The organism is Staphylococcus debuckii, assembly GCF_003718735.1.
GTDB classification, from domain to species: Bacteria; Bacillota; Bacilli; order Staphylococcales; family Staphylococcaceae; genus Staphylococcus; species Staphylococcus debuckii.
Genome location: NZ_CP033460.1, coordinates 1,322,825 through 1,337,212 on the forward strand (window position 1 = coordinate 1,322,825; position 14,388 = coordinate 1,337,212).

General features: G+C 36.4%; 12 protein-coding genes. All 12 read left to right on the forward strand.

Translation table 11 applies throughout. The annotated features are described in order from the left end of the window. Positions 1-166: 166 nt before the first annotated feature. The gene (locus CNQ82_RS06225) at positions 167-922 is read left to right on the forward strand and encodes an ABC transporter ATP-binding protein (protein WP_123145652.1); all 756 of its coding nucleotides are present in this window, start codon (positions 167-169) and stop codon (positions 920-922) included. After that, the gene (locus CNQ82_RS06230; protein WP_123144549.1) at positions 912-2,537 is read left to right on the forward strand and encodes an ABC transporter permease subunit; all 1,626 of its coding nucleotides are present in this window, start codon (positions 912-914) and stop codon (positions 2,535-2,537) included. The genes CNQ82_RS06225 and CNQ82_RS06230 overlap by 11 nt, the downstream gene beginning before the upstream one ends. Further along, complete coding sequence (locus CNQ82_RS06235; protein ID WP_123144550.1) at positions 2,534-3,547, forward strand: ABC transporter substrate-binding protein; 1,014 nt, start codon at positions 2,534-2,536, stop codon at positions 3,545-3,547. The genes CNQ82_RS06230 and CNQ82_RS06235 overlap by 4 nt, the downstream gene beginning before the upstream one ends. Before the next feature lie 14 nt (positions 3,548-3,561). Continuing rightward, positions 3,562-4,656 (forward strand): 2-aminoethylphosphonate--pyruvate transaminase, encoded by a 1,095-nt coding sequence (locus CNQ82_RS06240; protein WP_123144551.1) that lies wholly within the window; start codon positions 3,562-3,564, stop codon positions 4,654-4,656. Between the two features lie 4 nt (positions 4,657-4,660). Continuing rightward, the gene (gene phnX / locus CNQ82_RS06245; RefSeq protein WP_123144552.1) at positions 4,661-5,446 is read left to right on the forward strand and encodes a phosphonoacetaldehyde hydrolase; all 786 of its coding nucleotides are present in this window, start codon (positions 4,661-4,663) and stop codon (positions 5,444-5,446) included. A gap of 128 nt (positions 5,447-5,574) precedes the next feature. Further along, positions 5,575-6,444, forward strand: coding sequence for a ribosome biogenesis GTPase YlqF (gene ylqF / locus CNQ82_RS06250; RefSeq protein ID WP_123144553.1), 870 nt, complete (start codon positions 5,575-5,577; stop codon positions 6,442-6,444). Then, positions 6,444-7,232 carry a ribonuclease HII gene (locus tag CNQ82_RS06255; protein WP_123144554.1) on the forward strand — a complete coding sequence of 263 codons (789 nt, stop codon included), beginning with the start codon at positions 6,444-6,446 and terminating at the stop codon, positions 7,230-7,232. Before ylqF ends, CNQ82_RS06255 begins: the two co-directional genes overlap by 1 nt. 201 nt (positions 7,233-7,433) lie before the next feature. After that, positions 7,434-8,600, forward strand: a complete 1,167-nt coding sequence (gene sucC / locus CNQ82_RS06260; protein ID WP_123144555.1) for an ADP-forming succinate--CoA ligase subunit beta — start codon at positions 7,434-7,436, stop codon at positions 8,598-8,600. 20 nt (positions 8,601-8,620) lie between these two features. After that, complete coding sequence (sucD, locus tag CNQ82_RS06265; protein WP_095105657.1) at positions 8,621-9,535, forward strand: succinate--CoA ligase subunit alpha; 915 nt, start codon at positions 8,621-8,623, stop codon at positions 9,533-9,535. Positions 9,536-9,769: 234 nt separating this feature from the next. Further along, positions 9,770-10,687 (forward strand): DNA-processing protein DprA, encoded by a 918-nt coding sequence (gene dprA, locus CNQ82_RS06270; RefSeq protein ID WP_123144556.1) that lies wholly within the window; start codon positions 9,770-9,772, stop codon positions 10,685-10,687. A gap of 116 nt (positions 10,688-10,803) precedes the next feature. Then, complete coding sequence (gene topA / locus CNQ82_RS06275; RefSeq protein WP_123144557.1) at positions 10,804-12,873, forward strand: type I DNA topoisomerase; 2,070 nt, start codon at positions 10,804-10,806, stop codon at positions 12,871-12,873. 84 nt (positions 12,874-12,957) lie between these two features. Then, a complete protein-coding gene (trmFO, locus tag CNQ82_RS06280; protein ID WP_123144558.1) occupies positions 12,958-14,268 on the forward strand; it encodes an FADH(2)-oxidizing methylenetetrahydrofolate--tRNA-(uracil(54)-C(5))-methyltransferase TrmFO in 1,311 nt (436 codons plus the stop codon). The last annotated feature ends 120 nt before the right edge of the window (positions 14,269-14,388 follow it).

Genomic DNA, 14,388 nt, shown 5'->3' on the forward strand with positions numbered 1-14,388 from the left:
TCCAGCCCCTTTATTCTTTTTAATTGAAATATACCACATTTATACGTGTATCCCTACAAAGTTAGTAATAAGTTTGTCAAAAGTTAATCAACACTTACACATTGTTAACGTTAGCTTAATATTCATTCTCTATACTTTGGTTATATCAATTTAGGAGGTGCGGATGGTGTTAGAAGTGAAAAATGTTAGTAAGAAATTTGACGATAATGAAGTACTGAAAAATATAAATTTAGATATTGAAAATGGTGAAATTATTGCTTTATTAGGACCAAGCGGTTGTGGGAAAACAACATTGCTCAATATGATTCTCGGATTAACGGAAGTTACTGAAGGTGAAATTTATTACAATGGAAAACCTGTGCATAATGTACCGATGAAGAAAAGAGGATTTAATATAGTCTTTCAAGATTATTGTTTATTTCCACATTTAAATGCACGAGAAAATATTTTGTATGGTTTGAAAAATACTCAAAAAAATACTGATACTAAAGAAATAACTGACTTAATAGAACTTCTTGATTTAAGACCACATCTAGATAAGAAAATTCATGAACTTTCTGGCGGTCAAAAACAGCGTGTTTCAATTGCTCGGACAATTGTAATGGAACCTAAAGTTTTGTTGATGGATGAACCTTTGAGCGCATTAGATGGAATGATTAAAGAACGTATTAAAGACATGATTATTAAAGTGGCCAAATCATTATCGCTGACAACAATTATTGTTACACATGATCCAGAAGAAGCACTGACAATGGCTGATAAAATTGTGGTGATAGAAGACGGGAGAATTGCACAGTATGATTCTCCGGATATGATTATTAAGCAACCGGCTAATCACTTTGTAAAAAAATTCATTTTGAATCAACTTGAGATTAAACGTCATAATATTTATGCATTATTTGGTGAACAACATGGCGCATAAATTATGGAGTCAACGTATTATACAAATTTTAATCTTTGTATTTTTTACCGTATTTTTAGTACTGCCGGTAGTAGTACTGCTAGGCCGTTCAATTATCGCAGATGGCCATATCAGTAATATGTATTTTAAAGAAGTATTATCTAATCCAGATATTACAACGGCACTCATGCGAAGTATGAAACTTTCATTAATAACAGCCGTCATAACGAGTGTTTTAGCTTTTTTTGCTGCATATGCTATACAAACAACAGCCATTCGTCCATGGTTAAAGCGTTATTCCAATAGCATGATAATCTTACCAATGCTAGTTCCGACAATCACTTATGGATTTTTGCTGATGTACTTGTTTGGAAATGAAGGGATTATTGCTAAGTTAATTGGAAAGCCTTTATTTACGATATATGGTGAAAACGGCATGCTGATAGGATATGTAATTTATACGTTGCCGGCTGCTTTTATCATCATTAATAATGCATTCCAGTATATTGATCAACGATTTTATTATATCTCTCAGCTTATGCAAGATAACGGAATACGCAGATTTTATCATACAATTTTGAGACCAATGTTAATTCCTATAGGGAATGCGTTTGTTTTATCATTTATATTAAGTTTCACCGACTTCGGTATACCCGCTTCAATAGGCGCAGACGATACCACAATCTCCATCTTGTTATATCAAACAATTTTAGGCTCAATTCCTAAATTCGCACAAGGTGCAGTGATTGCGTTTGTCATGTTAATACCTGCACTATTCGGCTTTATTTTCTTAGCTGTTATAGAAAGATGGAATGTCAGTCACCAAGCCTCAGGGCGTCATCAGGCGGAAAGACGGCCAGTGCACGACATTATCATCAGTATACTTTTATTTGTATTATCCACATGTATATTAAGTGTCTTCCTTGTAATGATTGTGGTACCTTTTACTGAAAATTACCCATATAAAATTGGCTTTACCCTCAAAAATATCGTGGCACTGTTTAAAGATGAAATTTTAATTCATGTTTATATACAATCTGTGTTTGTAGCAATTTGTACAGCAATATTTGGTACTGTCATTGCGTTTTTCAGCGCAGTAATTAATAGCAGGACAAAATTGAAGGGTAGAAAAGCTATTAATCTGGTAGCAATGTTGACAAATACGGTTCCTGGCATGATTCTTGGACTTTCCTATTTATTATTTTTCCAAGGAAGCTCAATTAAAGGGACATTTTTAATTGTAATATTAAGCATTATTGTTCATTACTTTACAACTCCCTATTTAATGGCAAAAGGAGCGATGGATAAATTAGATCAATCATGGGATATTACGAGTTCTTTGTTGCAAGACAGCTGGTTCGAAACCATATTTAAAATAATACTACCAAACATGAAATCTACGGTTATTGAAATCATGAATTACTATTTTATTAATGCAATGGTGACAATTAGTGGTGTCATCTTCTTGGTTTCTACTTCAACGCAAATTGTTTCAACTCAAATCAATCAATTACAACATTTTAATCGTTTCACAGACATTTTTATTCTCTCTATTTTAATTTTACTTACTAATTTAGCAGTCAGATTTGTAAGTGCTATGTGGTTACGTTATGAAAAAAGGAGGGAAATGTCGTGAAAATTAAACTTATTATATTTGGCATCATCTGTGCAGTGCTATTATATTTTTCATATGCAGGATTAGGAGCTTCGTCTGATAAAGTGATTATTCAAACTAACGCTGACGAAGAAGCTATCGCAGCCATGGAAACTGCTTTAAATAACCACGGTTATAGAGGAGAATATATTGTTCAACCACAATCCACTTCTGAGCTCGGCGGAAAAATTATGGCTGAAGGTGAAAATATCGATGCCGATATCGTTACGCAAGCCAGTTATTATTTAGAAAGTGCTCAGAAAGAACACCATATGTTTGTTCCTCTTCATTCCTCTATGAATCAACAAGAAATTAAAAAATATCCTGATTATATGACGCCAATTTTAGGGAACATGGGCTCTCTTTTTGTAAATACTAAAGTATTGAAAGAAAAACATTTACCAGTGCCTGAAAGTATAAAAGATTTAACAAAACCAGAATATAAAAATGAAATCTCATTTCCGAATATTATGGATTCTTCGACAGGATGGCTTCTCTTACAAGGCGTTATAAGCGAGTATGGAGACCATGAAGGTCAGCAAATTATTAAAAAATTAATTGTAAATGCAGGCCCTCATTTAGAAAGTTCAGGTTCAGGTCCGCTTAAGAAAGTTCAATCTGGGGAAGCAGCAGTAGGAGCGGGTTTAAGAAACCAAGCGATTGATGCCGAGAAAGATGGAGAGCCTATAAAATATATTGATCCAACTGAAGGGAACTTTTCATTAACAGAAGCTGCTGCAGTGGTGAGAAAAGATGGTAAAAAGCAACAAAAGGCAGAAAAAATGGTTGAAGTTATTCAAAAATATGGACGCAAAGATTTATTAAAAGAATATCCAGTACCCTTATATAAAGGCGAGAAAGTTTCTAAAGAAATGCAACCTAGCCATCCTAAAGAATGGAAAACACCTTTAAATGTAGATTTATTAGATAAACATCAAACGATTTTTAATAATGCTAAGAAAGAAGCAGAAGTGGAAAAAGCTGAAAAGTAAAGGAGCATTCAAAAATGACGCAAAAATATAAATTGTTAACACCAGGGCCATTAACAACAACAGATACAGTCAAGCAGAAAATGTTGGAAGATAGATGCACATGGGATTCAGATTATAAACAGCTTACGCAAGATATTCGTCATAGATTGTTGAAAGTAGCAGAAGTTTCTGAAGGTAACTATACTGCTGTTTTACAACAAGGAAGCGGTAGTTTTGTAGTAGAAAGCGTATTACAAACAGTATTAGGGAAAGATGACCATGTTCTGATTATAAGCAATGGTGCTTATGGGAACCGTATGATCGACATGGCAAAAGCCATTGGAAAAAGAGTAACCGAAATGCGCATTCCGTATAATACTGTACCAGATTTTGAAAAAGTAGAAGCGCTTATTAAACAAGATCAATCTCTTACACATATTGCGATGGTACACTGTGAAACAACTACGGGTATTTTAAATCCTTTAGAACCTTTGTCTGAAATAGGAAAACGTCATAACGTTTCTTTAATTATTGATGCGATGAGCAGCTTTGGCGGTATCCCGATGAACGTTGAAAAATTAAATATTGATTATTTAATAAGCAGCGCTAATAAATGTATTCAAGGTGTTCCTGGCTTTGGTTTTGTCGTCGCTAAGCAATCGAAATTAGAGCAAACAAAAGGGAATGCAAATAGTATAGCTTTAGACTTATTTGAACAGTGGAAAGTGATGGATAGAGATGGTAAATGGCGCTTTACTTCGCCAACTCATGTCGTTGCTGCCTTTCAAGAAGCGTTAATCGAATTGGAAGAAGAAGGTGGTGTAGCTACAAGATATCAACGCTATTCAGAAAACAATCATTATATAATTGAAAGCTTAAAAAAGATGAACTTTCAAGCTTATATTGATGCTGAACATCAGTCGCCGATTATTACCACTTTCTTATATCCTGACAAAGACTTTGATTTTGAAGATTTTTATCAATATATGAAGGAAGCAGGCTTTGTATTATATCCAGGTAAATTAATGGATACGCCATCATTCAGAGTTGGAAATATTGGTGACTTGCATCATAAAGACTTTCTTTTATTAGCAGACAACATTCAAAAATATATGAAAGAAAGGAATTGATTTCATGTTAAACAAAATAGAAGGTGTTATTTTTGATTGGGCAGGTACGATGATTGATTTTGGTTGTTTTGCGCCCGTTCATGTTTTCATAGATATTTTCAAAGATGCAGGCATAGATGTGACGATTCAAGAAGCAAGAGAACCTATGGGTATGTTGAAACGAGATCACATTCAAGCAATGTTGGAAATGCCGAGAATCCAATCACTTTGGGAAGAAAAATATGGTCAGAAAGCAACTGAAACCGACATCGATCGACTTTATGAAAAATTTGAAAGTCAATTGATGCAGACATTAGAAAATTTCACAACGCCTATTCAAGGTGCTGTTGATACGGCGAATTGGTTGAAAGCTAAAGGAATTAAAGTAGGGTCTACTACTGGTTATACTAAAGAAATGATGGAAGTAGTGAAACCTAACGCAGCATTGCAAGGTTATCAACCAGATAATGTAGTAACGGCTGATATGGTCGGAGGCTTCGGCAGACCTTATCCTTATATGATATTTAAGAATATGGAAGATTTAGAAATTCAAAGTGTCAAGCATGTATTGAAAGTCGGAGATACTGTGTCTGATATCCAAGAAGGTGTCAATGCAGGTGTCATTACGGTAGGCGTAATAAAAGGAAGTTCAATTGCCGGCTATAACGAAGAAGATTGGCGAAAGCTTTCTGAAGATAAAAGAGTAGAAATTGGTACGAAAGTAAAAGAAAAATTTGAAGCTAACGGCGCAGATTATATTATCTACAGTATTGAAGAACTGCCGGGATTAATTGAAGAAATAAATAGTTGATGGAAATTTTCCGCATGCATCTCTTTTGATGTTTTGCGGATTTTTAATTTTTTTCAACAAAATAGAAGTATAGTATAATTAAGAGAATCTGAAAGGATCAATAAAGTAATATTGAAAGGTGATGAAAGATGGTTATTCAATGGTATCCAGGACACATGGCGAAAGCTAAACGTGAAGTGTCGGAACAACTTAAGAAAGTGGATGTGGTATTTGAATTAGTGGACGCACGTATTCCGTATAGTTCGCGTAACCCGATGATTGATGAAGTTATTCAAAATAAACCAAGAGTGGTTATTTTAAATAAAAAAGATATGGCTAATTTAAGTGAAATTGCAAAATGGGAAGAATATTTCCGAAATAAAGGCTATTATCCAGTAGCCGTAGATGCTAAGCATGGCAAAGGACTTAAACAAGTAGAACAAGCAGCAATTGAAGCGACAAAAGAAAAGTTCGAACGCGATAAAGCTAAAGGTTTAAAACCGCGCGCTATTCGTGCCATGATTGTCGGTATTCCTAATGTTGGCAAGTCAACACTTATTAATAAATTGGCGAACAGAGCGATTGCGAAGACAGGCAATACACCAGGCGTTACGAAACAGCAGCAATGGATTAAAGTCGGTAAATCCTTACAGTTGTTAGATACACCAGGAATTCTTTGGCCTAAATTCGAAGATCAGACTGTGGGTAAAAAATTAAGTCTGACAGGTGCAATTAAAGATAGTATTGTGCATCTAGACGATGTTGCGATTTATGGATTAGAATTCTTCAAAGCGCATGATCTAGCGGCCTTGCAACAACATTTTAATGTTGATTTGGATGCCGAAGCGGAAAACTTAGAATGGTTTGATGCGATTGGGCGCAGAAGAGGGGCGTTGCAACGCGGTAATGAAGTAGATTATGAAACAGTAATTGATTTAATTATAAATGATATGCGTAATGGTAAATTAGGCACACATAGTTTTGATATTTATAAAGAAATGGCAGACGAGATTAAATAATGAGCTATTCTATCAAAGAAGTAAAAGAACTATTAAATGATATTCAAGATTTACAAACATTAGAAGCATCAGAATGGAATCAGGATGAACGTAAAGGCGTGCAGCAAGCCATATCTCGTCGTAAGAAACAGTTGGAGAAAGAAGCTGATATGGTTGCGCATTATGAAGAGATGACGCAATATGAAGCGGCTATATTACAAGAACAGCCGGACGCAGTGATTTGCGGTATTGATGAAGTCGGACGCGGACCATTAGCAGGACCAGTAGTAGCTTGTGCAGTCATTTTGAACGCTGATCATGCCTATTACGGGTTAGATGACTCTAAAAAGGTAAGTGCAGCGAAGCGTCAGAACTTAGCAGAAGCCTTAATTGAAGGAACTGCCGCTTATGCTTACGGCAAAGCAAGTCCAGAAGAAATTGATGATTTAAATATCTATCAAGCAACACAAGTCGCAATGATGCGTGCTATAGAAAATTTAGCCATTTCACCAACCCATTTATTAATAGATGCTATGAAGCTGCCGTTAGATATCGCGCAGACATCGATTATTAAAGGTGATGCTAAAAGTGTATCCATAGCTGCTGCAAGTATCTTAGCTAAAGAGCACAGAGATGCATACATGCACCAGCTTGCTGAACAGCATCCTGGTTATGATTTTGAGCACAATGTAGGATATGGAACAAAGGCACATTTGGAAGGTATCCAACAATTTGGTGTAATACCTGAACATAGAAAAACCTTTGAACCGATCAAATCGATAGTTCAGGAGAAAAAAGATGATTTCTAGAAAAATGTTGAGTAACGTTGTGTAATATACTATCTATGATGAAATCTGTGTCAAATAGTAACAAACTCTTTTGGCGCAAGGTTTCAGGCTTTAATCCAAATTTTAACAAAATTGACAAAAAGAGCCTCTTTCAGTTTACAATAGCGCTTACATTTTCTATAATTAACAATGTACTTAACCTAAGAAACAGGAGGATGGAGAATGAATATCCACGAGTATCAAGGAAAACAAATCTTTCGTTCTATGGGCGTTCCCGTTCCAGAAGGACGTGTAGCATTCACTGCAGACGAAGCAGTGGAAAAAGCTAAAGAATTAGACACTGATGTTTATGTTGTAAAAGCACAAATCCACGCTGGGGGTAGAGGTAAAGCTGGCGGCGTTAAAATCGCAAAGTCATTATCTGAAGTGGAAACTTATGCTAACGAATTACTTGGGAAACAACTTGTAACTCACCAAACTGGCCCAGAAGGTAAAGAAGTTAAACGTTTATATATCGAAGAAGGCGCTGATATTAAGAAAGAATATTATGTCGGCTTCGTAATCGACCGTGCAACTGACCGTGTTACTTTGATGGCGTCTGAAGAAGGCGGAACTGAAATTGAAGAAGTAGCGGCTAAATCTCCGGAAAAAATCTTTAAAGAAACAATCGACCCTGTTGTTGGTTTAGCACCATTCCAAGCGCGTCGTATTGCTTTCAATATTAATATTCCGAAAGAATCAATCAACAAAGCAGCTAAATTCTTAATTTCTTTATACAACGTGTTTATCGAAAAAGATTGCTCAATCGTTGAAATCAACCCACTAGTATTAACTGGTGCAGGCGATGTAATCGCATTAGATGCTAAAATCAACTTTGACGATAACGCTTTATTCAGACACAAAGATATTCTAGAATTACGTGACTTAGAAGAAGAAGATCCAAAAGAAATCGAAGCTTCTAAATATGATTTATCTTATATCGCTTTAGATGGCGACATCGGCTGTATGGTTAATGGTGCCGGGTTAGCTATGGCGACTATGGATACTATCAATCATTTTGGCGGAAATCCTGCAAACTTCTTAGACGTAGGAGGCGGCGCTACGAAAGAAAAAGTTACTGAAGCATTCAAAATCATTTTAGGTGATGACAACGTTAAAGGTATTTTCGTTAATATCTTCGGTGGAATCATGCGTTGTGATGTTATTGCAGAAGGTATCGTAGCAGCAGTTAAAGAAGTCGACTTGACATTACCTTTAGTGGTACGTCTTGAAGGTACTAATGTTGAAATCGGTAAACAAATCTTAAAAGATTCAGGTTTAGCAATTGAGCCAGCAGCAACTATGGCTGAAGGCGCTCAAAAAATTGTCAAACTTGTCAAAGAAGTCTAAGGAAAGGATGAGACACTAAGATGAGCGTATATGTTGATAAGAATACAAAAGTAATCGTACAAGGTATCACAGGGTCTACAGCCCTTTTCCATACAAAACAAATGCTTGAGTATGGTACTCAAATCGTTGCAGGTGTTACGCCTGGCAAAGGTGGACAAGTTGTAGAAGGTGTACCTGTATTTAATACAGTAGAAGAAGCGAAAGAAGAAACTGGTGCAAATGTTTCAGTAATTTATGTTCCAGCTCCATTTGCAGCAGATGCGATTTTAGAATGTGCGGATGCAGATTTAGATTTAGCAATCTGTATTACTGAACACATTCCTGTTTTAGATATGGTTAAAGTTGTTCGTTATTTAGAAGATAAAAACACTCGTTTAATCGGACCTAACTGCCCAGGTGTTATTTCTCCTGATGATTGTAAAATCGGAATTATGCCTGGTTATATCCATAAAAGAGGTCACGTCGGCGTAGTATCACGTTCTGGTACATTAACTTACGAAGCTGTACATCAATTGACTGAAGAGGGTATTGGTCAATCATCAGCTGTTGGTATCGGTGGCGACCCAGTTAACGGTACTAACTTTATCGATGTATTAGATGCATTTAATAAAGATCCTGAAACAAAAGCTGTTGTAATGATTGGTGAAATCGGCGGTACTGCTGAAGAAGAGGCTGCTGAATGGATCAGCAAAAATATGACTAAACCAGTTGTAGGATTCATTGGTGGTCAAACAGCTCCTCCAGGTAAACGTATGGGTCACGCTGGTGCGATTATTTCTGGCGGTAAAGGTACTGCAAAAGAAAAAATCAAAACATTGAACGAAAATGGCGTGAAAACAGCAGATACTCCTTCTGAAATCGGTTCTACTTTAATTGAAGCGGCTAAAGAAGCAGGTATCTACGAAGATTTATTAACAGTCAAAAAAGACTCTTAATTTAAATTCACATTATTATTCATTATTGAAAGCATGGATTTGCACGGATAAGTGCAAATCTGTGCTTTTTGTTATTTAAGTCGAGTAAACTTATCAGTTTTATGAGTTATAAGAAGTGCCATATACAATAGTAGAAACTCGACAACTGAGTTTTATAAAGAATAAGTAACTACTTTGAGAATGACGGCTGACAAGGTATAATAAATATTAAACTTTATAGAAAGTAGGAAATTTATGACACAACACGAATCAACTCTAGAACTCCTAAAACTCCGTTATGCTGGCTATACAACACAGCAATTGATACGGCTCTTCAAATTCTGTCCTCTTTTTTTACGCTTAAGTCCCTCAGATAAAATGACAAATCTTCGACAATTTACTTATACAAGCAAGATACGAAATCCTGCTGCTTATCTCACACGTTATTCTGCACTAAGTATTTCTACTATCCTAAACAACCTCGATCAACATGGCGTGAAATATATTTCTATTTACGATGCAGCCTATCCACGTTTGTTAAAAGAAATCTATGATCCTCCGTTTATCCTATTTTATAAAGGCAATATTGAATTGCTCCAGCATACTCATTTCTTAGGAGTAGTCGGCTCCAGACAATCGACAGCTTATACCGCCCATGCACTTTCTTTTTTATTTTCACATATTTCTACATCGCAACTTACTATTGTCTCTGGTTTAGCCACTGGGGCAGACAGTGAAGCCCATCTTTCAGCACTTCAAAACCAACTCCCTACAATTGGTGTCTTGGCATTCGGCCATGCACATCACTATCCCAAATCGAATTTGCATCTTAGAAATGAAATAGAAGAAAAAGGTTTGACTCTCAGTGAGTATATTCCTGAAGATGAACCGCGCAAATTTAAATTTCCTGAAAGAAATCGACTCATCAGCGGACTTTCGCAAGGTGTGTTGGTGACTGAGTCGAAGGAGAGAAGCGGTGCACAAATTACCATTGATTTAGCATTACAGCAAAACCGCAATGTCTATGTTCTGCCTGGCAGTATTTTTCAAGAATTGACCAAAGGGAATTTGAAACGTGCGCAAGAAGGTGCAACTATTGTGTTAGAAATCGATGATATATTAGCAGATTATAATTGTGAAATTCATTGTAAATGGATGAGTACTTTCAAGTAAATGAAGCAATAAATTGAATTGCTGCTAAATTAATATATTGACAAATGTAAAATAAACCGTTTATCATTTATCTTTGTAACAAGGATGCTATTAATGAATGCAAGGGGGAATCTGCTTTGGCTGATAATTTAGTCATAGTTGAGTCGCCTGCAAAAGCTAAAACAATTGAAAAATATTTAGGGAAAAGATATAAAGTAATCGCATCAATGGGGCATGTCAGAGATTTGCCAAGAAGCCAAATGGGCGTTGATGTTGAAGATGATTTTGAACCCAAATATATTACTATTCGCGGCAAAGGACCGGTCGTAAAAGAATTAAAAAGACATGCTAAAAAAGCAAAGAAAATCTTTTTAGCGAGTGACCCCGACCGTGAAGGAGAAGCGATTGCATGGCACTTAGCGAATATCTTAGATTTAGATGAAAATGCAAAGAATCGTGTAGTATTTAATGAAATCACTAAAGATGCAATAAAGGAAAGTTTTAAGACACCAAGAGGAATTGAATTGAACCTCGTTGATGCACAGCAAGCACGCCGTATTGTAGATAGACTTGTGGGTTATAATATTTCTCCAGTGTTATGGAAGAAAGTTAAAAAAGGTCTGTCAGCAGGTCGTGTGCAATCTTTAGCCTTACGTCTTATTATTGACCGTGAAAATGAAATCAGAAACTTTAAACCAGAAGAGTATTGGAAAATCGAAGGTAATTTCCGTTATAAGAAATCTACTTTTAGTGCCAAATTCTTACATTATAAAAACAAACCTTATAAATTAAATAATAAAGATGACGTCAAGTTTATTACTGATCAATTAGACGGTAACGAATTTGAAGTGACTAAAGTAACGAAGAAAGAGAAAAAGCGTAATCCAGCTAATCCTTTTACGACTTCTACACTTCAACAAGAAGCTTCTAGAAAGTTGAACTTCAAAGCTAGAAAAACGATGATGATTGCACAGCAATTATATGAAGGTATTGATTTGAAGAAACAAGGTACAGTTGGTTTGATTACGTATATGCGTACCGATTCAACACGTATTTCAGCAGGCGCCAAAGCCGAAACGAAAGAATTTATTACTGAGAAGTACGGTAAAGATTATATCTCTCATCGTAAAGCAGCGGCAGGTAAACAAGGCGATCAAGATGCCCATGAGGCGATTCGCCCAACGAAGACATTACGTACACCTGCTGACATGAAACCATACTTAACACGTGACCAATATCGCCTCTATAAATTAATTTGGGACCGCTTCGTAGCAAGTCAAATGGCACCTGCAGTTCTAGATACTGTAGCTATGGATATTGAACAAAAAGACGTGAAGTTCCGTGCCAACGGACAAACGATTAAATTTAAAGGATTCATGACTTTATATGTAGAATCCAAAGAAGGAGAAGAAGAGAAGAACAATAAACTTCCAGTGATTGCAGAAGGTGAAAAGGTAACAGCTACAGATATTGAACCGACACAACACTTTACACAACCACCTCCAAGATTTACTGAGGCGCGTTTAGTTAAAACGTTGGAAGAATTGAAAATCGGACGACCTTCTACGTACGCACCGACTTTGGATACTATTCAAAAACGTAATTACGTTAAAATGGAAAGCAAACGCTTTGTTCCAACTGAACTTGGTGAAATCGTGCATGAACAAGTGAAAGAATACTTCCCAGAAATAATCGATGTTGATTTCACTGTAAATATGGAAACATTATTGGATAAAATTGCTGAGGGCGACATTAAATGGAGAGAAGTTGTCGGTAATTTCTACGGCGGTTTCGAAAAAGATGTCGAACGTGCTGAGCAAGAAATGGAAAAAATTGAAATTAAAGATGAACCTGCCGGCGAAGATTGTGAAGTATGCGGTTCTCCAATGGTAATTAAAATGGGTCGTTATGGTAAATTCATGGCATGTTCAAACTTCCCGGATTGCCGCAATACGAAAGCAATCGTCAAAGAAATCGGCGTTAAATGTCCGAAATGTGATGATGGCCAAGTCGTTGAACGTAAATCTAAAAAAGGCAGAGTCTTCTACGGCTGCTCTAATTATCCTGAATGCGACTTTATCTCATGGGATAAACCAGTCGGCAGAAGCTGTCCAAAATGCGACCATTATTTAGTAGAACGTAAAAAAGGCCGCTCAAGCCAAGTAATTTGTTCAAATTGTGATTATAAAGAAGAAGTTCAAAAATAGAATGTGAAGATGTGAGAGGTTGGACAATTAAGTCGATATTGCTGATGTCCTACCTCTTTTCATCTGAATGAGGAGGATTTATTTATGGCAGATACAGTAGTCAATGTAGTCGGAGCTGGATTAGCAGGTTCCGAAGCAGCGTATCAGCTTGCGCAAAGAGGCATTAAAGTGAATTTAATTGAAATGCGTCCGGTAAAGCAAACACCTGCGCATCATACAGATAAATTTGCAGAACTGGTATGTTCTAATTCGTTACGCGGTAATTCGCTTACAAATGCTGTAGGCGTATTGAAAGAAGAAATGCGTCGTTTAGATTCATTAATTATCAAAGCGGCAGATACTGCGCGCGTTCCAGCTGGCGGTGCATTAGCTGTAGACCGTCATGATTTTGCCGGATTTATTACAGACACTTTGAAATCTCATCCTAACGTGAACGTTATCAATGAAGAAATTGAATCTATTCCTGAAGGTTATACGATTATTGCGACAGGTCCTTTAACAACTGAAGGTCTTGCTAAAGAAATAGTTGAGATTACAGGCGAAGACCAGTTGTATTTCTATGATGCAGCAGCACCTATTATTGAGAAAGACTCTATTGATATGAATAAAGTCTATTTGAAATCACGTTATGATAAAGGTGAAGCAGCTTATTTGAACTGTCCGATGACAGAGGAAGAATTCGACCGTTTTTACGATGCTGTTTTAGCAGCTGAGGCAGCACCTGTTAATGAATTTGAAAAAGAAAAATACTTTGAAGGATGTATGCCGTTTGAAGTTATGGCTGAACGCGGCCGTAAAACGTTATTATTCGGACCGATGAAACCAGTAGGGTTAGAAGATCCTAAGACAGGAAAACGACCATTTGCAGTAGTACAATTGCGTCAAGACGATGCAGCAGGAACGTTGTATAATATTGTCGGATTCCAGACACATTTAAAATGGGGTGCTCAAAAAGAAGTCATCCGTTTAATTCCTGGCTTAGAAAATGTAGATATTGTGCGTTATGGTGTGATGCATCGTAATACCTTTATCAACTCACCAGACGTTTTATCTGAAACTTACCAACTCAAAGGTCATGATAAAGTATATTTCGCAGGCCAAATGACAGGTGTAGAAGGCTATGTAGAAAGTGCAGCAAGCGGTTTAGTCGCAGGCATTAACGTAGCACATAAACTTCAAGATAAAGCCGAAGTCATCTTCCCGCGTGAAACTATGATAGGCAGTATGGCTTATTATATTTCGCACGCTAACAATAATAAGAACTTCCAACCGATGAATGCTAACTTTGGTTTAGTACCTTCATTAGAAAAAAGAATTAAAGATAAAAAAGAGCGTTATGAACAACAAGCAAATCGAGCATTAACGTATTTAGAGAATTTTAAGCAAACTTTGTGATAAATTATGAATATTTTGATAAAATTAGATTTGTGTTTAGAAAGCGTTTGCGATTTCGAGACGTAAATCACTGCAGCTCCCTCTGTCCATATGCTACAATGCAAATGATGGAGGGGTTTT